The following is a 23115-nucleotide window of genomic DNA, read 5'->3' on the forward strand; positions in this document are numbered from 1 at the left end:
TACCCTCTCTATCTTATTAAATATTCAACACCCAAGCCAAAGACGCCAGCGGTTTCAATTCAATATTAAAACTGCCAACACTGTTCTCAATGTCGAGCACTTGTTGCGCTATGCCTTCAATATATTCATTGAGTATGTAACGACCATCAACTAATTTGAGTTTTTGGATTACATCACTTGGAATCTTTAAGTGAATATTTTCAGTGGTATGTTGGCTGAAATTAGCTGCAACAATGGTTAGCTCTTGGTGGTCAGAGCGCAGAAATGCGTAGACTGAATCACTTAAGTTACAGCACTGGTGTAAGTCTTGGTAATCACCTGTTATCGATGAGTGCTCTAGCGAAAAGTTCATTACCTTTTGATAGAAGTGACGCAGCTGCTTTTCGTTTTCGTCTAATAGCCCGCCATCGAATGCGCCGTGGTTCATCCACTTTTGGTGTTGTGGGACTCCGATGTAGTCAAATATGGAAGTTCGTGAGGGCTGTCCAAAGCCAGCGTTCTCCGCACCCGGTTCGCCGATTTCTTGCCCAAAGTAGATCATGGTTGGAGAACTACTCAATAACGCGCTGACTAGCATTGCAGGCTTCGCTATATTTGGGTCACCTACAAATTCAGGAGACGCGATGCGTTGTTCATCATGGTTATCCAAGAAGTGCAGCATGTGATGTTCAATATCCATCATTTGATGTTGGATTTTGGGGATGATAGCCGTGGAAGTATTGCCTAGCATGATGTCTTTTAGACCGTCGTACAGATCTACTTTGTCATAGAGGTAGTCCATTTTGCCTAAGTGGATATAGTCGCGATATAAGTCCGGTTGGTACACCTCAGCCATTAAAAAGGCATCTTGGTTTTTCATCTTTATAGATGAATTAAGGTAGCTCCAAAATTCGACTGGAACCATCTCAGCCATATCGTAGCGAAACCCATCAACACCTTTATTCAACCAAAACAAGGCGATATCTCGGAATTTAGCCCAAGAGTTAGGCACATAAACAGATTCCCAGAAACGGAAATGATCCATGTAATTGCGTTGAGCATAGTCACTCGGTAGTTCAGGGAAGTCTTTTGAACCGTCTGGTCGCATGCCATAATTGATTTTCACCGTTTCATACCAATCATCGAAACTAGGCTTGGCTAAACGTGAGCCGTTACCTGTCCATTTGGCGGGCGTCTCTATAAACGGGGAGTTTAGGTTGGGATGCTGTTCACCACCTAGCGGCGTAAAGGCGGGCTCTATGTCTGGCAATTCAAAGGTGCTGTTGGGAATGTAGTAGAAGTTATTGTCTTTGTGGTATTCCAGCGTTGTGTCATCTTGAGCGCCGAAGTCACTGACACCTTCTGGGTTGTTTAAGCCTTTATAATGACGCGCAACGTGATTCGGTACGATATCGATAATCACTTTTAAACCATTGTCGTGACTTCTTTTGATTAGTGCCTCGAACTCCTCTAGTCGGCATTCAGGGTTGTCTGCGAGATCTGGGTTTACGGAATAGTAGTCTTTGACGGCATATGGTGATCCCGCACGGCCTTTTACCACGCTAGGGTGATCGTCTGAAATACCAAGGTGCTTGTAGTCATTGATGAGCGCATGATGTGGCACTCCGGTATACCAAATATGAGTCATACCGAGTTTGCGGATTTCAGACAGCGCTTTGTCGGTAAAATCACTGAACTTACCGACGCCATTTTGCTCGATTGTGCCCCATGGAACATGTTGGGTGTTTTTATTGCCAAATAAACGCGTAAAAACTTGGTAGATGGCGTACTTTTGGTTGTACATATTTATAATTCCTTTAACTTCCATCATGTTATGTAGGGATGAAAGGGCTTGTTTATTCTTTGCAGGCTAACCGAATTACAATATGCCTTACTCATCCTTATCAAAATCTACAGGGCGTAATTGCTACAGTATGTGAGCTGTTGCTCAAAAGGAGTCATGTTGTCTTCATCTATTCAAATCGTTATCACTTATTTGGTTCTGGTGGCGGTGTCTGTGTTGTTTGCGGAAAGTTCTAAAGCGCTGTTGGTGTGGTATTTGGTTATCGGTTTCGTGACGTTTTTTGTGTACGCGAAGGACAAGCGAGCAGCGATCAATGGCAATTGGCGTGTGCCAGAGAAAACTCTGCATATTTTTTCTGTTGCTGGTGGCTGGCTAGGGGCGTTGATTGCTCAAGATAAGCTGCGTCATAAAACGCAGAAGCAGCCGTTCAGAGCCATATATTGGGTGACAGTGGCAGTGAATGTTGCGGCGTTTGTGTGGACACTAACCCCGAGCGGGCAGGCGACGTTTGGACGTTGGCTTAGCGAGGTTATTGGATACTTGTAATGAAATTGATGGCTAGTAATCACTTACTAACCATCATAGGAAAGCTATTTTGTTATAACATCGGAATCGTTGAGGCTAACAGCAAGCCTGCCATACCGTAGTTGAAGCTTTTGATACGGACTGGTGTTGTTAACCAGTGTTGCAGTTGTTTACCTGCCGCTGTCCAGAATGTCACGGATGGTAAGTTGGCGAGCGTGAAGATACCTGCGATGATTGCAAGCTCCCACCATGAACTGCCACTGCTATAAACTGAAATCGCCGTCAGAGCCATCGACCAACCTTTAGGGTTCACCCACTGAAAACTGGCAGCGCCGATGAAGGTCATTGGTTTAAAAGCCTCGGTACTTTTCGCTTTGCCGCTCAATGCTATCTTAATCGCAAGGTACACGAGGTAAGCAAGACTCAGGTATTTCAAGATTTGGTGAGAGACCGGATAGGCGTTAAAAATTCCCATTAAGCCGAAGCCAACCAGTAGCAACATGGCTGCAAACCCCAGAGCAATGCCCAGCATGTGCGGAATAGTACGGGCAAAGCCAACATTTGCTCCTGATGTCATGAGCATGATGTTATTTGGACCTGGTGTGAAGGTCGAGACAAACGCAAACAAGGCAAGTGCGCTAAGTTGTTCTAAAGGCATTGTGATTCTCCAGCAGTAAAATGAACGAAGTGACTGACCGGTCATGACTTTCACGTGTTGAGAAACATAGTAGGTGGAAAGTGAGGCAATTATGTGCTTTTATTTCTTCTATTATCACTAAATGCACAATAATAAGTACTTATGGATAGATTTGACGAAAGGATATTGCAAGAGCTTAAATTGGACGGCAGAATCTCCAATATTGAGCTTTCAGAACGGATTGGTTTGTCGGCTTCAGCGACCTTAAGGCGCGTACAAGATCTCGAGCGTAAAGGGATCATTCAAGGTTACCGTGCGGTTCTGGATAATGGCCTGATGGGCGTTGGTTTTATTGCTTACGTTTCGATTGGCTTGTCGAGCCATAGCAAAGCGGTTCAGCTAGAGTTTGAACAGCACGTCAGTATGGAAAAAGAGGTGGTGGAGTGCCACAACATTACTGGTGCCAATGAGTACTTGCTAAGGGTAGAAACCAAAGATCTACCGGGCTATAAGAAGTTTCATGCCGATGTGCTTGGGGAATGTGCTCAGGTTCAATCCATTACGACTATGGTTGTGATGGACACCCCTAAAGACGAACGCTAGTCGAGTTTTATTTCAGGAGAGGCGTAGTGCCAAATACTAATCAGTTGTTATTGTTCTTAGATGTCGTTCAACAAGGGTCGTTTACCAAAGCGGCAACCTTGCACGATATGGACAACTCATCACTCTCTAAACAGATCAAAAAGCTGGAGCAAGATTTAGGTGTTCAGTTGCTCAACCGTTCTACGCGTTCGTTCTCGTTGACGTCGGCAGGGGAAGATATTCTCGCGCAAACCTATGTACTGAAAGATACTATTAATCAGATCCAAGGCATTGCCGACTCGTACCAATCTGAACCCAAAGGTGTGCTACGAATTACGTCGCCGATTTATTTTGGTCAGCAATACTTGCAACCTATTATTACTCAGTTCATGAGAAAGTACCCTGATGTTCAGATTGTGCTGTCATTGGACGACAAGATCGCTAACATCATTGCAGGACAGTTCGATATCGCGTTTCGTTTTAGTAAGCTTGTTGAATCGAATTTGATTGCGAAGAAGATCGCTGACAGTAACTTCATGCTGGTTGCATCGAACGACTTTGTGAAGCAGCATGGTGAGCCGAAGACGCCACAAGATTTGCTCGCGTTACCCGCTGTGATTTATACCAATGGCGATATGACGGTCGATCATCTGCGCATCAGTGAAGAGCCGCATGGCAACACTTTCCAAAGCCTAACGATTCGTGGCAACTATAAGGTCAGTGATGTTCGTACTATGGTGTCTTGTGTGAAAGATGGTCTAGGTTATGGCTTCCTTGACCAATCAAACCTGTATGCCTCAATGAAAGAACTTGGCTTGGTCACTTTACTTCCGGATTATCCGATTTCTACAATCGATACCGCAATCTACGCTGTCTATCCGCACCGTAAGCAGACCAAGCTGGTGAAAGAGTTCATCACTACGGTGCAAGAATATATTGGCTCTCCGACCATTTGGGAGAAGATGCAGCAAGGTTAGTTGTCTTTCTAAAAGTTTAAACACAAAAAAGGAGCCAGATCGTCACACGACCTGGCTCCTTTTTATTCTTCCGGCGAATACTGATTTACAATGTAAAGCTTAGCTATAGCTGGTGTGAGCGGTTCTTGCTCTCGAAAAGAGAGGCTCATGATTCGAGATCAGTGCTCGTGAATCGCTTCCTTGCCACTTGGGTACGCTTTAGAACCCAGCAAATCACCGTCGACTTCTTTACCATAGTAACCTTGGTGGTTGTGGTAACGCTTAGCATTGCCTGCAACATCACCCTTGTATCGTGGGTCTTGTGGGCGTTCATGACTGTTCACAAACGCGGCCACATCCCATGCATCCTGAATTGAAAGCTGTTGGCTCTTTCCAAGCGGCATGTTTTCATAGATGAAGTAGGCGGCGGTGTTCACTCGGTGCATACCTGCGCCCCAGTTGAACGAATTCTCTCCCCAAAGTGGTGGCAGGTATGAGCGACCATCTGCTCCTTTGATTCCTTCACCATTTTGACCATGACAGGTTTGGCAGCTGGTTTGGTAAACCTTTTCACCACGAGCGATTGAGGGTTCTTGTTCAGGGTTTGCAATCTTAGGGTAGCCACGACCGGCAAGTTTACTGCGGCCATCGATTGGGTATTTGCTTAACAGCTCTTCTGGAAGAGGGAAGCTTTCCGCTTTACCACCGACTTGTAAGTCGGCATCGCTAATCTCAGGAACGGGTGTATCTTGCATGCCGTTCTTGTCTAAGATGCCGCCCATCGCCAGCCAGTATGAATACGCCGTTAGTGCGACCATTTCTTTTGAACCCTCAGCCGGTGGCAGGCCATTCATTGAGTAGGTGAAGCAACCTTGGATACGTTCTGCGTAGCTGTTTACCTTGTCGTTCTTGGAACGATACGCAGGGTAGGCCATGTACGCACCCCAAAGAGGTGCTGCGTTAGGCTTCATGCCCGCTTGCATGTGACAGTTTACACAGTTTTGTTCATTGCCTACGAACGTACCACGCATCTGTTGTGAATCGACAAACAGGGAATAGCCCAGTTTTACTTTGTCACCAAATTCCCCAGCAGGGATATCAACCAAGTCTCGTGGCACCAGATATTTGTTATCTTGAGGCTTCTCAACGGCGGGCAGTTCGGTTTGGCGATCTGGCAACTCTGCTTCGGCATAAGCGATTCCAGAGGCAAGGGTTGCGGTAATTAGAAGTAATGTTTTCATGCGAGCCCTTTAGTATCGGAAAGAGGCGAAGTAGTAAGACAGGTTTTTGATCTCATCGTCGGTTAACTTGCCCGCGATATTACCCATCATGTTCAAATCATCACCCTTACGAGTGCCATTTTTCCAAGCGTTGAGCTGAGTTTGAATGTAGTCGGCATGCTGGCTTGCTAGGCGCGGGAATTTGTCCACGCCCATACCGCTTGGCCCATGACAGGTTGCACAGGCTGGAATGTTTCTATCCCAATCGCCTTGGAATACAAGTTTACGATAGGGGTTATCGATATCAGCCTGTGAGCCGCGCTGCTCTAAATCTGTGAACTCGTATGAAGGTAGTGAGGCAAAGTATTCGGCAACTTCGCGACGAATAGCAGGATCAGAGACGCCATCGGCCATGCCTTTCATGATCGCGCTTTGACGCTCTCCACTAGAAAATAGAATCAATTGATGTTCTAGGTAGTCAGCATTCAGCCCAGCAAGCATAGGGGCTATGTTAGGCATCCCTTTCCCGTCAGCTTGATGGCACCCGCTACAGGTTTCTGCTGCTTCGGGCATAGGGTTAGGTGCTGCTTGTGCAAAACCGGATAAAGAGAGGCTTCCTAAAGCAGCGATGCAAAGCGTGAGAGTTTGAGTTTTTATATTCAGCTTAATCATGAGGCGTCGCTATTGGTTGTGATGCACGCATTTTCGACATAATTGGTTGTTCGCGCTATTGTGGATTTCCACATTAATTCACTTGGAACTTGAGGTAAGTCTCACATTAATAACCTCAATCACCATGGTGGTATTGATGTGGATTTCAATAGGCGAATCCAGCTGCCGTTAACGAAGTGCAAGGGAACTGCCATGTTCGCCTCGGTATAACTGCTTGTTAAGGCTCTTTTATGGCACCGATTGTATAAGCATAGCTGCTTTATGGATGCGGGCTAAAAAAGTTGTGGTGAAATGAAGATTACCTAATGGCTTTGGGTTGATTACTCTATCTAGAGCGGATGCTTTATCTAGATTGGGTACTTTATGTAGATTGGACGTTTATCCAAATAGGCTGCTTTTCTAGATCAAGGGGACGAAAAAGCAGAGCAACCTCGAATGACGAAGTTGCCCTGTTGTGTTCTAATCTGCAAATCAGATAAGGAAGTGTTTTGAATCAGTGATTAAGTTATAGCTTGCTGAGTTTAAGCTAGACCTTGTAGATCTTAGCCGGAAGCGCTTGCCTTGCTGCTGCTCCTACAACCCAATCTAACATGACGCCTTTGCCTTCTCTCGTCGGGTCAATCAAGCCTATATCATTGATGTTAACGCCATCGTTCGACTTCATCTTCACTGGTTGTTGTGCGTCACCAATCCAGTGTGCGCGTTCACCGAGCTCTTTGTGTCCAAAGCCGTGTTCAAAGCCTAATGTTCCCGGTTTGATGCCATCAATCACCATCGCCAACGCATGTGTGGTTGAGCTCGGTGTTTCAATCGCAAATACGTCACCTGTTTTGATACCCGCAGAAGAGGCGTCTTGCGGGTGGATGTAAACCGGATTTACCCCCTTGATAGATTCCAAGCGTGGTGACAAATTCGATACCGCACTGTGAATGTTGGACTTAAAGTTGGTTAGGGTGAACGGCCACTCTTTTGCTGGGAACTGCTCTGCCAAAGGTGTGCCGTCTGCAAGCTTTTGTGGATACCATGTCGGGCAACCCATGTACTGCTCACCACTGATGGTGTTGCGAGAAGTACCGAGCTTTTCATTCCAGATTGCCAGTGGTTTGGTCCATTTGTACTTCATGGTTTCATTGGTGTAGGCATTGGTGGCGTCTTCGAAACGACCGCCACGCGCAAAGATATACGCTACCTTGAGCATCTCTTCAGGCTTGAGTGTTTTGTTCATCACAGGCACTAAGCGTTCTAGACCAGACCAAACAATATCTTCCGCATCGACATTCGGCACGCCACCTTTTACGAACGCTAAGTTAGCAGCCGAGCGCAGGTAGAAATCTTCAGCGCTATGAATACCGTGCCAGTTACCTTGATTGTCTTTGATTACGTTGTCGCCGAAGCCACCTAGGCCAAGCGTTTTTGCTAGATCAATAAAGAAGTTCTCTAGGTTGATGGCACGTCCGTCTTGAGTGCGTGAGGTTTTAGGCTCAACAATCGGCCAGCGAGCGGTGATCGCTTTGGTCGCGACGCCATGCCACGGGGTTGCCATGCCCCAGCTTTCGTAGGTCACTGTGTCTGGCACTAGGTAATCCGATAAGGCGGTCGTTTCATTGATGAAGGCATCGATAGATACGATCAAGCCAAGCTGTTTGGGATCTTTAAGTTTTTCACCCAGCAAGTTGTCTAAACCCGGAACACCATAAAGTGGGTTCGCCATGTGGTTGATCCATGCCTTTGCGCGGTAAGGATAGCCATCAATCGCAGCTGATAAGTGCTCGGTTAACAGCGGCGCAGAGATTGGGTACCACGGAGCGCGTGTCGGGTAAGGTGACTCACCTGCGGCAACGCGACGTTTGTATTCGCTGGTGTTTTGATACGGGAACTTGCTGCGGGACAAGAATACACCTTGAGGCTTAGTCTTACCCTTGAACTTGGTAAAGTCGTAACGTGGACCTGCAACCGAAGTTGGGTAGCCGCCCGTTTTCACCATCGCGCCACCTTTCGCGTTGATGTTACCGATCAGCGCGTTTAGCATCAGAATAGAGAACGAGTTGTAGAAGCCGTTGGTGTGCATGTTGCCACCGTGAGTATCCACGACTGCTTTCGTCCCGTAGCTGGTGAAGCGTTTTGCCAACGCAATAATTTGGTCCTGCGGGATCTCACACTGCTCACTGTAGTATGCAAGGTCATATTTGAAGGCTTCTTCCTTCAATCTTTGCAGAGAAGACTTAACACGAACAGTCTGACCATTGATTTCTACGTCTTGATCGACGAACAGAGCCGCTTCATTCACCTGAATATGTGACGCCAATAGTGACGTTGTCACATCTAGTGCGATAAATCCGTCATCGTCAGACATCGGTTCGCCTGTTTCTAGCAAACCCATATCCGATGCGCGAAGCATGCGCCCGTTTTGTGGGTGTGCTTCGTCACTGATCACAAGGTGTGAAGCATTACACCAATGCGCGGTGCCTGCTTTTTGCATCGCTTGTGCGCTTGGGCGAGACAAGAAGTCGTGATTGTATCGTTGGTTCTCGATGATCCATTGGATCATACCCAGCACTAATGCTGAATCGGTGCCCGGTTTGATCGGTAGCCAGTTGTTTCGATCGCCCGCAGCAAGGCTTGAAGATCCTGCAGGAAGGCTCGGAGTCACTATGGTGTAGCTCAGTTTTCCGTTGGTACGAGCTTCAGCCAGCTGTCTTGCTTGGCGCTTAAACGGGTTACCCGCTTGAGCTGGAGACATACCGATGAAAAGAATGAACTCTGCGTTGTTGAAGTCGGGCTTTAAGTGCGAGAACTTGTCTAGATCGTTCATGATCGCGCCTGAACCTGCGCGGAACGCGTAGCCACAGTAAGATCCATGGTGACCAAAGTTACGAGTGCCGTAGCTGTTAAATGCAAAGCGCTTCAAGATATCGTCACGGCCTTCATTTCCGGCATTAGTCACCAATAACTGGTTCGCTTTTGGACCGTATTCAGGGTTGTTTGGATCAAGTGGTGTTTCGATGTCGCGAATCGATCGCAAGCCTTCAACTTCGCCTTCACCGAACAAGTTACCACCTTCGGTGATCTCAGAGATAAGTTGCTCGTAGCTGATCGGTTCCCACTTACCTTCACCACGTTTACCGACACGTTTGAGCGGTTGAGTGATTCGGTATGGGCTGTTTTGAATCTCTAACATGCCGTTGCCACGGGCGCAGGCTGTCGAACGGTTATTGATGCCTGATTCACCAGACAAGCCAATGTAGGCGTCTTTTACCGGTGTTTTGAACGGGATCTGCTGATCACTTGAAAGCGGGTGATATGGGTTACCTGAGATACGTAAGATCTCGTCATTGCGATTATCGATACGTACACGCAAGCCACACAGTGTCCAGCAACCAAAACACATTGAGGGTGCCACGCGTTGGTTTGGATTCGGCGAGATCTTACCTTGCTCATCGACACTGTATTCCGTCTCTAGCGAATTACCGTGATGGATGTGGTTGGTTTTCTTACCCGCGGTGCCATCGATAGCACCGTGAACCATGTGTTTTGTGGTTGTCGCATAACCTGCAGCAAAAGCTCCAACACCACCGGCAGCAAGGCCTGTTTTCAAAAATTGACGACGTTTGTTATCCATGATGATTCCTCAGACTACAAGCTATGTGAGCGGTTAAGTGGTGATGATGTGTTTTGGTTTGGCTTAGATGCTGTCTTTGTCGCAGAGCCAGTTGTTCGTGTAGATCCAACAGACACGATTTCAGAGGCGAACAACGCAAGTGCTAGCCACAGGCCGCACATGCCAACGATGCCGAGTAATCCTGCGCTACCCATCGGCAGTTCATAAGGGAATGGGCCAACATCGAAACGTGGAATGGTTTGAACTTCCATCATGGTGACCCAACGTACCGCCCATGCAGAAACTATGGTCGCAAGCGCAACACAGATAATTCCTAGCTTACTTTGCGATAGGCGTTGCAGTGGTAGAACCAAGATCATGCACAGCAAAATGCTGGTGGTCATGATGCCTAGGTTGATACCCCAAGCGTCGTTCTCATACAGATTGAAGTGACCATGGTTAGATGCCCAAATCGACGTAAGAATGATGGCAAGGCCACCCGTTAAGGTAATGGTTCTTTGTACCAGAGCGAGGTCTGTTGGTTTTAAGCTTGGCTTGCTTGAAGGCAGTAGAGCCCAAATCAATAGGGTTAAACCCGTTGCAGCAAAGAATGCGGTTGTAAACCAAAGCAGCGGAGAAGCAGGTTGATGCCAAAGCGGTCGGCTCGCCAAAATCGCAATCTCTGCACCTGTATAAAGCGCGATGCTTAGCCCTGATAACGCAGTTGCAGCGGCTAATGCAATCATCACTTTTTTCGATACCTGCCAATTGCCCAGTGTTAACCAAGACAAACGTTTTAGAAATGGGTTTTCACTTTGTTTAAGCTGTGCGATGTCGTCACGCAGGTAAATCCAAGCCGTCGCGACAGCCAGACCAGAGAATAGAGGTAGAAACAAAGAGCCTAATGACATCCATGACCAAGGTGTGATGTGAGCATAGAAGTGCCACGCACGTCCGGGTTGATGCAAATCACCAGTAAGCGCTAATGGCCCAACAATCGCGCCGATGGCCATCACAAGCACAAGGGCTGCACGAAATTGATGACTGGTTGAATTTTTAAATATCAGGGCAATCAAAAACAGAATCGCAGCCGCGTAAGCCGAACCTATGTAGAAGAAATACTGAACCGCCCACGGTAGCCAAGCGATCTCTTGAGCGGGGACTAACACCTCAGTGATATTCATGCTGTCTCTCCTTGTTTGCCTTGTGTCGCGATTGCCAATTCTTGTTTGCTAGAGGATGAGTTATCGATGGCGGCTGGATCATAAATCGCAGGTTGGCCTTCAATGTGGCTAACGAATCGCTCGTTCATGCCGATATAGAAAACATGGGGGTTGGTATTCTGCTCTGGCTTAAGCACCTTAATGTCGTCTTGGTTTTCATTGAGCAGACGGTTGATCTCGCTGTTTGGATCTTTAAGGTCGCCAATGACACGCGCGCCACCGACACAGGTTTCTACACAAGCAGGCAGTAAGCCGTCTTCAAGGCGGTGTGCACAGAAAGTACATTTGTCAGCGGTAAGGGTGTCGTTATTAATGAAGCGAGCATCGTAAGGGCAAGCTTGAACACAATAAGCACAGGCTACACAGCGTTCGTTGTCGACCATCACTATCCCATCTTCACGCTGGAAGGTCGCTTGAACAGGACAAACCTTGATGCAGGGGGCGTTATCACAGTGATTACATAGGCGAGGTAACATGAATGATTTCACGTCTTGTTGAGCCGTCGAACCATCATCAAGGGAGACTTCATACTGTTTTACGGTGGTTCTGAACTGGCCAATTGGTGCTTGGTTTTCAACGCTACAGCCAACAGTGCACGCCTGACAGCCAACGCACTTACGTAAATCAATCGCCATGGCGTAGCGTTTACCTATTTCGCCTTTGCGGTCAGGTTGGTTGTTATTGCGAATGGCTGTGCTTGCGACTGCGGTGTTGATTCCGGCAATGGGAATGAGCGCAGCACCAGCGGAAACCTTGCCGAATTGGCTGAGAAACCGTCTTTTCAATGAGTCCATGTTGGTACCTATAAATGGGTATTCTATCTGTTGGGCTTATTGTCAGATTTTGACTGTTCACGGGGTATTGTGGATTTCCACATACCCAGATCAAAGTTGATCTAGAACAAATGTGGTTTTACCAATCTAGCTGTTATGCTTTGTTTTAGAGGCTTATTTAAGGCGTTCAAGCATGAGCTAAGCGCGAAACACGCCGCTGACATAAAATGAATCGAGAATAAATTGAATAAACAGTCCGTTTGGAGAAAGAGATTTCAGTGACAGTCAGAAACCTAATATCAATCGTTGGCCTTTGTTGGTTGAGCTTAACCGCAGGAATCTGTTTAGCCGCTCAATCGGAGCAAGAGATTGCAACGACAAGCACTGTTGAGTCTGAGCAAATCATAGAGGTTGGCGTGTTGGCGACTCGAGGTAAGCTTTCCGCTCAACAGCGTTGGCAGCCGACAGTGGATTGGTTGTCGGAGCGCATTCCCGGAAAATACTTTGTTCTCAAGCCTTTCAACTTGGAAGAGATGGCCGAAGCGGTAAAAGATGTGACTGTTGATTTTGTTATCACCAACCCCGGTCAGGCGGTTCGATTAGGACGCCAGTATGCGCTTTCTTGGATGGCCACCATGACCAGTCATAACTTTGAAGCTCAAGACATTAGTAATACACGCAGCATTGGTTCCGCCTTGGTGGTGAGAAGAATGTCGCCTTATATCTCTCTCGAACAACTCAGCGGTAAGCCGATTGCGGCAGTATCTGAAAATGCATTCGGTGGCTATCTCACTATGCGTTACCAAGTGATGCAACAAGGGCTTAATCCCAACCACTTTTTCTCTAATACTCAGTTCTTAGGTTTCCCTATTGATGCTAGCTTGTATCAACTGCGTGAAGGACACATTGAAGCTGCGGTGGTGCCTGCGTGTTTGGTCGAGAGCATGATCAGCGAAGGTTTGCTGGTGGCGGGTCAATATCGTGTTATCGAGAATCAAGCACCAGAAGGGTTCCGATGTCAGGTGTCTACACCGTTGTACCCTAACTGGTCGTTTGCCAAAACAGAGCGAGCGTCTTCGGCACTGGCGAAACAAATGAGTCAGGTGTTATTTGCTATGCCAAAAAGCAGTGCGCCAGCCATTGCAGCGAATGCATCGGGCTGGACGTCACCGACAAGCCTGCTGTCGATCGATAAGCTATATCAACAACTCGACATGCATCCACTGCAACAACCTTGGTGGAAAGAAGCGTTAATCTGGCTCAAGTACAATCAACAGTGGGCATGGGCGTTCTTTATTCTTGTCGTGTCTCTAAATGCTTACCACTTCTGGCTAGAATACAAATTCAGTCGCAGTAAAAAGCAACTAGAAGCGACGCTGTATAAGCTGAAAAGTAAGAGTGAACAACTAGAGCACTCACAACGTATCGCGGTAGTTGGTGAACTGGGAAGTAGCTTGGCACACGAGATTAATCAGCCTCTGGCAGCAATTCGGAATTATAGCGAAGGTGGTTTACTGCGGATTTCGAAGAACAAACCGCTGACTGACATAGAGCCTGTATTTGAGAAGATCCAGTCTCAAGTGGACCGTGCTGACGCCATCATCCAGCGCTTAAGAAACATGATCAAAAAACGCTCATCAGATAAATCTCAAATTGATATAGAAGTGCTTCTTACAGATACCATCGAGCTACTGCAGTTTAGATTAGAGAAACACAAGATAACCATTGAACGTTATGTTGTGGGTAAACCTATCAAGCTACATGTTGACCCTGTCGGATTGCAGCAGGTGGTTGTAAATTTGATCAACAATGCGACTGATGCGTGTAATGCTCAGATGCATCGCGAACAAAGCGCTACGTCTGATATTGGTAACAAAAACAACGAACCATCGACAATTAAAGTGATTACCGAGTATCAACCGGATAAAATGATGTTGTCGGTTATCGATAACGGCACGGGCTTAGATTTTACCGAGCAACAAGTCACTCAAGCCTTTGTGAGCAGCAAAGGAAACGGCTTGGGATTAGGGCTTGCGATTTGCCAAGATGTGATTGAAGACCACAGTGGCAAAATGAGCATTACTTCACTGACTCCTCATGGTTGTCATGTCGCGGTGACACTACCTTCCTCTATTTCAAATGATTAATAAGGAATCTTGTTATGTCTGAACTTCATCAAAGGCTTCCTGTCTACGTGGTTGATGACGATGAGTCGATGCGTGACTCATTGGTGTTCCTATTAGAAGAGCATGATTTCACTGTGTCAGCTTTTGAAGATGGCCCGAGTTTTTTGGACTCAGTGGATTTGAGTGCGCCGGGGTGCGTGGTGTTAGACAGCCGAATGCCTGAAATGAGAGGGCAACAAGTTCATGAATTGATGGTGAAAGCGCAGAGCCCACTGTCGGTGATTTACCTGACGGGTCACGGTGATGTGCCAATGGCGGTTGAAGCCTTACAAGCCGGCGCGGTGAACTTCTTTCAAAAGCCAGTTAAAGGCGGTGAGTTAGCTGAGGCAATCAAACAAGGTTTGGACGCTTCTGAAAAGCATTTACACATGAATGTTTATCGCCAAGCGTATGCGTCGTTAACTGAGCGAGAAATCGATATTCTTAAGCAGATTATCGATGGCAAACGTAACCAGAAAATCGCTGATGAATTATGTATCGCGATGAGAACGGTAGAAGTACACCGAGCGAGTTTAATGAAGAAATTCTCAGCGAAGACAGTTGCCGAGTTGGCTTACATATACGGTCAACTGAACTAACTACAGCGACACGAAATTGCTGATAGGTATTCATCAATTTCGTTGTCGTTTTTTAAGATTATTTTGCTCAAAGGTAGTCTTCATTATCGAACTCTATTGAAGCAAGATCACACCATTTATGGAGTGCATAAGGATAGGTCTAAGTAGACTTTTTATCGTTATGTATTCCTGAGATACTGAACTGAGTTCATTTTAGGGCGGAACGTTTTAATAACGGCGCTTTTCCCTGTAATTAGAAACATACCATTCACTATGGGTTGATCACTTTCCCGATATCGGGGCTAGTATCAGCCGAGTTAGGTTAAAATATTTTATGAGTACAATGGGAATCGCAATTGGTGCGACGGCTCTTTCGTTAATACTTGTCGCCGTGTGGCTGCTCTCTTTATCGCTAAGAAAGCAGCGCTTGGAACAAGAACGTAAGGCTCGTGCTGTCGCTTATCGAAAAGCGATTGAAAAAGCGCGCATACAAGAGCAAAAAGAGCGTCACTTCAAAGCCGAAACCGGGCATGTTCCGTCGATTCTGTATTTGGCGAAGGAGGCGGAACGTAACAATATTAAGGAAGCTCTGTATTGGTACGACAAAGCGGCGCAACTCGATAATATCAATGGCATGTACGGCATTGTGCGCCTAAGCATGAAGCGCAAAGAAGACCTAATTTTAAGAGAAAAAGCCAACTTTTGGCAGCTTGCGATATCCGCATTGGACAATGACGTGTCTGCGAAATTTGAGATGGGCAAAGCGCTCGTCTTTGGTCGCGGAACCGATAAGAACATCCCTAAGGGTTATACCTATATTGAAGAGTCTGCGGCTGGTGGTAATACTGAAGCGATGCTGTTCATTGGTGACTGGTGTCTAGATAAAGAAAACCCAGACTACTCTGCCGAAAGCTCTGTCGAGTGGTACCAAAAGGCCGCGGAAAAGAATAGCTTAGACGGCAAGATCAAACTTGGTATGAGTTATTTGAACGGTGTGGGTGTTGAGCCTAACCATGGCGAGGCTGTTTACTGGTTTGAGACGGCCGCAGAAAAGAACAGTGCAGAAGCCATGTTTAGAGCAGGTGAAGCTTGGATTGACCATGGTGAACACGGCAACGCCATCGCTTATATCTGGCTATTTCTATCGGCTCATTTTGGTTACTCAGAAGCCAAGCATTTGAGGGATAAAGTCGGCGGGGAACTTGGTGTGGATGCCGTCGTGGGCTTACAGGCTCTGACTAAGCCGATAATGACTAAGTTGACCCAAGAAGCAATCACTAAGCACTCAATCATTAAAGCGCTCAACAAGCTCTACAAACGCAATGTCCCTGTCCCTAAGAAGGTTAAAGAAGCGTCCGATGAAGAAGGTGAGGAGCTAAATGTCGATGGTAGTCATATAGAGACCAAAGCGTCGAGTGAGCAAGGTTCTAACGTCGATTACAGCCAGCAGGCGACGCCAAACCATGATAGCGGTGCTGCGCCCAGCGATCAAGCAACGCATAACAAAGAAGCAAGCCCTAACTCTCTAGACTTCAGTCAGGCAGCAGTGGATCCAAGCTGGAAAAGCAACCACTAAAACGTGTTGGTTAGCTTTGATGAGTTAGACAAGAATGACTGAAGCTATGAAGCTATGAAGCTATGAAGCTATGAAGCTATGAAGCTATAAATCTATATAGCTTCTAGCCGTAATCTAGAAAACCAAGACAACAAAAAAGGGAAGCGGATGCTTCCCTTTTTATTTGTGTGCTATTTGCTTTTAGAGCTTAGAGCTTAGAGCTTAGAGCTTAGAGCTAAAGCCTAATACCCAAGAGCTGTTAAGCTTTGTTTTGCTCAGCTTTACATACAGCCGCAGTGAACACTACGTCAGTTGAGCTGTTAAGCGCTGTTTCAGCAGAATCTTGAATCACACCAATGATGAAACCAACCGCTACAACCTGCATCGCTACATCGTTTGAGATACCGAATAGGCCACAAGCTAGAGGAATCAGTAGCAGTGAACCACCGGCAACGCCTGATGCGCCACATGCTGAAATTGCAGCAACAAGGCTTAGTAGAATCGCAGTGAAGATATCAATCTCAATACCCATTGTGTGTACAGCTGCAAGCGTTAACACAGTGATGGTGATTGCAGCACCCGCCATGTTGATGGTTGCGCCTAGAGGGATTGATACAGAGTAAGTATCTTCATCTAGCTCTAGCTTCTTACAAAGGTTCATGTTCACTGGGATGTTTGCAGCGCTTGAACGAGTGAAGAATGCCGTTACACCAGATTCACGAATACATTGCAGTACAAGTGGGTATGGGTTCTGTTTTGTCTTTACAAAGACAAGCAGTGGGTTAACGACAAGAGCAATGATCAGCATTGAGCTTAGTAGAACCGCTAGCAGTTGACCGTAGCTTGCTAGTGCATCGAAGCCCGTTGTTGCGAATGTAGCCGAAACAAGGCCGAAGATACCGAATGGCGCAAGACGAATAATGAAGCGAACAATGTGTGAAACACTGTGGCTAAGGTCTTCGAATACCGCTTTGGTTGTTGCAGATGCGTGGTGCAGTGCAAGACCAAGACCGATTGCCCAAGCAAGAATACCGATGTAGTTCGCGTTCATTAGTGCGCTAACTGGGTTATCTACAAGCTTGAATAGAAGCGTATGAAGAACTTCTGCAATACCTTGAGGAGGGTTAGCACCTTCAGCGCCAGCAACCAGTGTCAAAGTGGTTGGGAACATGAAGCTCAGTACTACAGCAGTCAGTGCTGCAGAGAACGTACCAATCAGGTAAAGCACAATGATTGGACGCATATGAGTATGCTGACCTTTCTTTTGGTTTGCGATAGAAGCTGCAACAAGAATGAATACTAAAATTGGGGCAACAGCTTTCAGAGCACCAACAAACAGACTACCTAATAGGCCTGCATCTTGAGCTGCTGAAGGAGAAACCATGGCGAGAACGACACCGAAAACAATACCAGCAAGGATCTGTAGAACGAGATTTCCACGAGCGATGCGGGCGAGCATGTTGTGATTTTGCATAAAATACCTGCAATTGTTAATTTATTATAGTGATGTATTTTTTTATAAAGTTGTACCAAATCCAACTATACACTAGTGGAATGGGCGGTCATATTAGCGGGATCTAAGAGGGTGTCTAGGAATAGTTTACTTTTAGGGTGATTGTTTGCGCCATGTGGTGCTTTTGGAGCTAAATGTTAAATCTTTGTGCTTTTGTTGAGGTATAAGCCTGCTGAATAATGTTCCATTGGCTTAATGTTCTAGTATTTATGGTGTGTAAACCATTACTGATAAAAACATTGTGTTCGGAAATAGCTGCCTAAACTTGTATAGGTAAAAAAGCCACTTCAACAGACATCACCTGCTTTGCTTAATCTACGTTGGTGCATGACTTGCCATGTTTTGTCGTCATCTAATCTTTCTATCGGCATTCCCACCTACTTAAGCAGCGTTAGCTGTGAATCTCATCAGCTCTCCTTAATAGCGTCAGGCTACTGAACTTAATACCTTGCTACTTTGATATACCGCACACATTATCTGATGATTTATATCAACATGTTATTTTATATGACGTAATTTATCTAAAATTGCCGTTGTAAGTGGGTGGCATATATCCTGTGTTGGTCTTAATTTACAAGAGTATGAGCAATGAGTTTAATCAGTATCCCTTATGTAGAGACCTCTGCAGATACCGTTTTACATATAGCAGCCGCTATCGTGCTGATCAGCACCATAGCGGCTGGCCTGTTCGGTTTTTGGAAGCTTCACGAGATCCCTATTCAAAAGGCTCATAAGACTGACCACCATCAGATAGGGTTGATTACCGCGCTCACTTGGATTGGCTTCATTTGGCACTGGGTGTGGGTGCTCGCCATTATCATTGCTTTTGTAGATTTTGAAAAAGCCATTATCCGACTGCGTGATTTATGGAATTCTCCGGCTCAAGTTAATCAATCAGAGGATGTCTAAATGTTAGAAGGTTTAGCGGTTTGGTGTTTGTTCATCTATTTATTAAGACTTGTTGGCATGCCTTGGAACACAGGGACTAAAGCATTCGCTTATCTAGGAGGCAGTGGTTGGTTGTTATTTGTGTGGGTAGGATTAATTAACTATACACCAATGGATTTGTCGGGAGGCTCTGTGGTGCAGTCTCCTCACATTCAGCTTCGCCCAACCTCAACCAATGTCTCGGGCAAGGTCGACCAGATTTATATCACCCCGAACCAACGCATTGAGAAAGGGCAGTTAATCTATGAGATTGAAAACGAGCCTTATCAAATTGCTTATGAACAAGCGAAGATTTCGCGCGACTCGGCAAACGTAGCGGTTAGCACTGCGGCTGAAGAAGTAAAAATCGCTGAATCCAGCTATCAGGCAGCGTTACATGATTTTGAAATGACACAAAGTGAGCTTTCAGCTGCTCAGTCAAATAGAGACTTACAGAAAAGAACGTTGAAGCGTTATCTTGAACAAAACCGAGTCGTGCGTAATACGATCACTGAAAGCATGATTGATAACCAGCAAACGGTCGCCGATTCTGCTGTGTACACTGTGGCCAAGCATGAGTCACAGCTGAGCAAAAAGAAATCTGATGTAGAGAAAGCCAAGCTACAAATAACCAAAGCGGAACTCTCGGTTGAATCCCGTCAGTCAGACTTTAACGAAACAATTCAGAAGGTGAATAAAGCGAAATGGGATCTTGATAGCACCAAGATTTATGCACCCGCTGATGGCTTTGTGACTAACTTTATTCTTCGTGAAGGTCAGCTTGTTTCTAGAGTTCCACGATTGCAGATGTACACCAACGAGAAATACGTATTGATGAGAGTGAATCATCAAGCGATTAGAAATGTTAAACCGGGTCAATTGGCTGAATTTACAACGCCAGTTTATCCAGGGAAAGTATTCACGGCAGAGGTTGAAGGTATTATTGAAGCAACCGGCGAAGCGCAAAGTAACTTGCTTGGCTTTGACCAGAATGTTCGCTCTACGACAGGCAAGAACCTACAAAACAAACATCACTTTGTTAGGTTGAAAGTCTTTGAACCTGAAGGCTATAGCGTACCAGTCGGCTCGGTTGGTTTAGCTTGGATTAGCGGAGAAAAGCCAACAGAGCTTATGGCGTTTCTTGATGTAATACGTGGAATCATTTTACGTATGAAGTCGCAGCTTTACTACTTCTACTCTTTCTAGATCTAGAACCAGAGTTAATTCGGTTATTTAATTCCGAATTATTAAAAATAAGATTATTAATGAAATTACGGGCCACAGTCGTGGTCTGTAATTTTAATATGTTTGCTATTCAGTGAATATTTAATCGAAAGTCTAAATTTAACTGGAATATATTTATGCTATTCATATCTTCTGAAATAAAAAGAGGCATTAAACCTATTATCTCTCTGTTGCTATTAACGAGCTTGGTGGGCTGTCAGGCGACTCAACGTCAGGACGCAACGACTGGTGAGATGGAAACGAATTCCACAACAAAAGGGGCTGCGATTGGTTCTTTGTCTGGTGCTGCGATTGGTCTCCTGTCTGGAGATAATTCAAAAGAACGGAAAAAGAGAGCGTTAATTGGGGCAACGGCTGGCGGTCTCATCGGTGGAGGAGTCGGCTACTCACTGGATAAACAAGAGGAAGCTTTGCGTCAGGAGTTGCTAGATTCAGGCGTTCAAGTAAAGCGTGTTGGTGAAAATGAGTTAGTGTTGGTGATGGAAAACGGCATCGGTTTTCGCTCTGGTGAATACCTACTTGAAGCGACGGTATACAATTCATTGAATGGTGTTGCGAGAATATTGGTCGAGTACCCAGATTCGTATTTGCAGATCAAAGGCTATACCGACAGTACTGGCAATGATGCTTCTAATCAGCAGTTGTCTGAGAAACGTGCTGATTCAGTAAAAGCTTACTTAGTGAATCAAAAAGTGAAAGGTGGACGAATCAGTACCAGCGGCCTTGGTGAACGTTACCCTATTTGTGACAATGCAACCGAAGACGGAAGAGCCTGCAATCGCCGTGTCGAGATCAGTATCCAAGCCATCTAGCGAGGTGATGCAATCTTTCTCATCCGCAAGTAGAGACATTTTGCGGATGTTCTATTTTATTCTAATGACTTGAGGTATTGCTTTGGTGTCATGCCTCGATGTTTCTTAAACATATGTGTAAAACTGTCTAGGTGGCTATATCCCAATTTGTGGGCAACTTCGTCGACAGGCATTGATTGGCTTAGCATCTTGACGGCTTTATTACTCAAGACAAAACCACACATTTCGGTGAAGTTATGGCCATACTTGTGGAATCTGCGTTGAAATGTTTGTGTAGATAGACCAAATAATTTCGATACTCTTTCGAGCGTCGGTAATCCAAAGTGACATGAGTAATTGATGGCCTCATAAACCAATTTAGTATCATCGCTTGGATCGGGCATATCTAAGCATCGATCCAAGTCCTCAAAATTTAAAGAAAAGGTTTGTTTGGTATCTTGATTTTCAGCCAGATTTGCCAAGCGTAAGTTGGAATGAAACCAGATCTCTGTTTGATGATGATTCCATGTTACGTCACAGCCAAAATAGTCTCGATATAGGTTCTCATCCGCACGCTCCCCAGAAAGTAATACGCGCATCGGAGCGAAATCTACCCCAAGGTATTTCTTCAATATCTTTAACATCAAAACAGCGACTCTAATACTGTCATGAACGTCTAAGTGTTCTGCGTCATACTGATTGTTGTAAGTCCACTTGATGATAGACCCCGCAGGTGCAGCAACCCAAAAAGCACCGGATTGAATACACCCCATGCCGTAATTTACCTTTCTTATCGTCGACATTAAGTCATGACCAGAGAACATCCATTGGCCTAATCCGCCCAAGTCTTCGACCCGGAAATGGCGTACAGCCTCGAGCATAAAGTTTGGATTTTTTGTATAGCATTCGAGTTCTTCATAAAGCTGAAATACCTCAGAAATGGGCAACAGGTTCATTGTGTGATTAAACGCGGATTGGGGAATTGTCTGTGGGGAGATTGGATCTGAATAATATTGATTACATACGTTGTAATACAAATTCATCAGGCTATTTACCCTTATAAAGTAAGTTGTGTTGATAGTCATTGATCCATCCAAACCTCTGTGAATTAGGTCATAAACATAGCATAAATGACGTAATTTAACGAGTTTTAACAGACCCCAACGATGTTAGTTAACATCAAATATATCGGTAAAGTAGTGGCGATAATATTAGTAACAATGGTGTTAACTACAATTGTTGATAGCTGTAAATACTGAGTTGAGTAAACCCCAATACTATTTTTTGAGAACCATAAATAAATTGGATGGAAATTTTTAATCATGGTTTCAGCGTCTTTTAACTTCAGAGAATTAAATAGAGATTAATTAATGACACATACTCCTAAGATAGAAAAAATTAGCGTGTTTGATCGTATTAACGCATCGGCACTGATGTTATTGACTTCTGAATATAAAAGCTTGGAGCAGTTGCGAAGAAAAAACGACTATCCAATGTTCCCAACATTTGAAACGACACCATCCATGCCAATAAAGCGAACCAAGATAAATGGTGCCGATATTCGATACGCACATTCTGAAGCGATTGGTAAACCGACTCTTGTGATGCTTTCCCCTTTTCCTCAAAGCATTCTTGCGTATGCCCCTATTTGGACAGGGTTGGCTGAACACTACAACCTATATGCTTACGATATGCCTGGGTTCGGCGGCAGTGCGGGCGGGATTGAATACATGTCTTTCAAGGCTCAAGGCGACTTTTTAAAAGAATTCTTAAATCATTTGGATATTCAAGAACCACATTTATTGGGGCCTGACGTTGGTATGCCCGCGATCGTTTACTACGTGGGCACATATGACAATGATGTCAAAAGTTTATTGATAGGCGATGGTCCAGCAATTAATCCTTCGTCAAATGCAAGCGCCATCCGAAAAATGGTCGACTCATCGTTTTGGCGCACTGTTTTTAAAGTGACAGGGGCTGGCTCTTTAGTTCAAGGCTGTATCAAGGTTTGCTATACGAACTATCGCCCCAATCAAGAAGAGATTTCCGACTATATTGCTTCTTATCGCAATCGAATTCCTGCCGTCATGCAATGGTTTAAAGACTACCCAAAAAGTCTAGCAACGGTTGATCCATTGCTCGATAAAATAGAGTTACCCACTCAGATATTTTGGGGAGAAAACGATGCAATTCTTTACGTCGATAATGGAGAACGTTTAGCTAAACGTATGTCGAATGCTGAGTTAACAGTATTCAAAGGCAGTGGTCATTTTTGTTATCAAGATAGGTATCAAGAGTTTTCGGTAATGGTGAAATATTGGATTGATAAGACGCAATAACAGTTAAATGACTGAGTAAATATGATTGAAATG

Annotated in this window: 19 protein-coding genes; 10 read left to right on the forward strand and 9 right to left on the reverse strand. The window is 45.3% G+C overall.

Translation table 11 applies throughout. From position 1 onward, the window contains the following. Nucleotides 1-16 precede the first annotated feature (16 nt). Nucleotides 17-1783, reverse strand: coding sequence for an alpha-amylase family glycosyl hydrolase (locus tag AB4307_RS09740; RefSeq protein WP_372131733.1), 1767 nt, complete (start codon nt 1781-1783; stop codon nt 17-19). Nucleotides 1784-1939: 156 nt separating this feature from the next. Here AB4307_RS09740 and AB4307_RS09745 point away from each other — a divergent pair, with 156 nt between their 5' ends. Then, a complete protein-coding gene (locus AB4307_RS09745) occupies nt 1940-2329 on the forward strand; it encodes a DUF1294 domain-containing protein (RefSeq protein WP_017066606.1) in 390 nt (129 codons plus the stop codon). Between the two features lie 52 nt (nt 2330-2381). Here the strand turns inward: AB4307_RS09745 and AB4307_RS09750 are convergent, their stop codons facing one another. After that, a complete protein-coding gene (locus tag AB4307_RS09750) occupies nt 2382-2966 on the reverse strand; it encodes a LysE family translocator (RefSeq protein WP_102541904.1) in 585 nt (194 codons plus the stop codon). A 141-nt stretch (nt 2967-3107) separates the two neighbouring features. On the opposite strand from AB4307_RS09750, the gene AB4307_RS09755 reads away from it, so the two are divergent. Together AB4307_RS09755 and AB4307_RS09760 are read left to right on the forward strand one after the other, a co-directional pair. Further along, the gene (locus tag AB4307_RS09755; protein ID WP_274134853.1) at nt 3108-3548 is read left to right on the forward strand and encodes an Lrp/AsnC family transcriptional regulator; all 441 of its coding nucleotides are present in this window, start codon (nt 3108-3110) and stop codon (nt 3546-3548) included. 26 nt (nt 3549-3574) lie between these two features. Further along, nucleotides 3575-4504 (forward strand): LysR family transcriptional regulator, encoded by a 930-nt coding sequence (locus tag AB4307_RS09760; RefSeq protein WP_017078583.1) that lies wholly within the window; start codon nt 3575-3577, stop codon nt 4502-4504. Between the two features lie 158 nt (nt 4505-4662). On the opposite strand, the gene AB4307_RS09765 is transcribed toward AB4307_RS09760, so the two are convergent. From AB4307_RS09765 to dsrO, 5 genes are all read right to left on the reverse strand, one after another. Continuing rightward, nucleotides 4663-5724: a c-type cytochrome gene (locus AB4307_RS09765; RefSeq protein ID WP_372131736.1), complete on the reverse strand. Its 1062-nt coding sequence runs from the start codon at nt 5722-5724 to the stop codon at nt 4663-4665. Between the two features lie 9 nt (nt 5725-5733). Then, complete coding sequence (locus AB4307_RS09770; RefSeq protein WP_372131738.1) at nt 5734-6375, reverse strand: c-type cytochrome; 642 nt, start codon at nt 6373-6375, stop codon at nt 5734-5736. Between the two features lie 526 nt (nt 6376-6901). Continuing rightward, entirely contained in the window at nt 6902-9994 is a 3093-nt protein-coding gene (locus tag AB4307_RS09775) for a tetrathionate reductase subunit A (RefSeq protein WP_372131740.1), read from the reverse strand. A gap of 14 nt (nt 9995-10008) precedes the next feature. After that, nucleotides 10009-11157, reverse strand: a complete 1149-nt coding sequence (gene nrfD, locus AB4307_RS09780; protein WP_372131742.1) for an NrfD/PsrC family molybdoenzyme membrane anchor subunit — start codon at nt 11155-11157, stop codon at nt 10009-10011. Then, nucleotides 11154-11990 (reverse strand): sulfate reduction electron transfer complex DsrMKJOP subunit DsrO, encoded by an 837-nt coding sequence (gene dsrO / locus AB4307_RS09785; RefSeq protein WP_017086571.1) that lies wholly within the window; start codon nt 11988-11990, stop codon nt 11154-11156. Before dsrO ends, nrfD begins: the two co-directional genes overlap by 4 nt. Nucleotides 11991-12247: 257 nt before the next feature. On the opposite strand from dsrO, the gene AB4307_RS09790 reads away from it, so the two are divergent. The 3 genes from AB4307_RS09790 to AB4307_RS09800 all read left to right on the forward strand — a co-directional run bounded on the left by AB4307_RS09790 (nt 12248) and on the right by AB4307_RS09800 (nt 16288). Then, entirely contained in the window at nt 12248-14116 is a 1869-nt protein-coding gene (locus AB4307_RS09790; protein WP_372131744.1) for a sensor histidine kinase, read from the forward strand. A gap of 14 nt (nt 14117-14130) precedes the next feature. Further along, on the forward strand, nt 14131-14733 hold the full coding sequence (locus AB4307_RS09795) for a response regulator transcription factor (RefSeq protein ID WP_108091664.1): 603 nt from the start codon (nt 14131-14133) through the stop codon (nt 14731-14733). 322 nt (nt 14734-15055) lie between these two features. After that, nucleotides 15056-16288: a tetratricopeptide repeat protein gene (locus tag AB4307_RS09800; protein ID WP_372131791.1), complete on the forward strand. Its 1233-nt coding sequence runs from the start codon at nt 15056-15058 to the stop codon at nt 16286-16288. Between the two features lie 238 nt (nt 16289-16526). On the opposite strand, the gene sstT is transcribed toward AB4307_RS09800, so the two are convergent. Further along, a complete protein-coding gene (gene sstT, locus AB4307_RS09805; protein ID WP_017068938.1) occupies nt 16527-17741 on the reverse strand; it encodes a serine/threonine transporter SstT in 1215 nt (404 codons plus the stop codon). A 627-nt stretch (nt 17742-18368) separates the two neighbouring features. Between sstT and AB4307_RS09810 the strand changes: the two genes are divergently transcribed. The 3 genes from AB4307_RS09810 (at nt 18369) to AB4307_RS09820 (ending at nt 20764) form a co-directional block, all read left to right on the forward strand. Next, on the forward strand, nt 18369-18689 hold the full coding sequence (locus tag AB4307_RS09810) for a hypothetical protein (RefSeq protein ID WP_017072398.1): 321 nt from the start codon (nt 18369-18371) through the stop codon (nt 18687-18689). Continuing rightward, nucleotides 18690-19913: an HlyD family secretion protein gene (locus tag AB4307_RS09815; RefSeq protein ID WP_372131746.1), complete on the forward strand. Its 1224-nt coding sequence runs from the start codon at nt 18690-18692 to the stop codon at nt 19911-19913. A 188-nt stretch (nt 19914-20101) separates the two neighbouring features. Next, a complete protein-coding gene (locus tag AB4307_RS09820) occupies nt 20102-20764 on the forward strand; it encodes a YiaD family glycine zipper/OmpA-like lipoprotein (RefSeq protein WP_029224309.1) in 663 nt (220 codons plus the stop codon). A 56-nt stretch (nt 20765-20820) separates the two neighbouring features. Here AB4307_RS09820 and AB4307_RS09825 read toward each other — a convergent pair whose 3' ends face one another. After that, nucleotides 20821-21828: an AraC family transcriptional regulator gene (locus AB4307_RS09825; protein ID WP_017081817.1), complete on the reverse strand. Its 1008-nt coding sequence runs from the start codon at nt 21826-21828 to the stop codon at nt 20821-20823. 285 nt (nt 21829-22113) lie between these two features. Between AB4307_RS09825 and AB4307_RS09830 the strand changes: the two genes are divergently transcribed. After that, nucleotides 22114-23082, forward strand: coding sequence for an alpha/beta fold hydrolase (locus AB4307_RS09830; RefSeq protein WP_372131748.1), 969 nt, complete (start codon nt 22114-22116; stop codon nt 23080-23082). The last annotated feature ends 33 nt before the right edge of the window (nt 23083-23115 follow it).

Source organism: Vibrio sp. 10N.261.52.C2 (assembly GCF_041471425.1).
Taxonomy (GTDB): Bacteria; Pseudomonadota; Gammaproteobacteria; order Enterobacterales; family Vibrionaceae; genus Vibrio; species Vibrio crassostreae_C.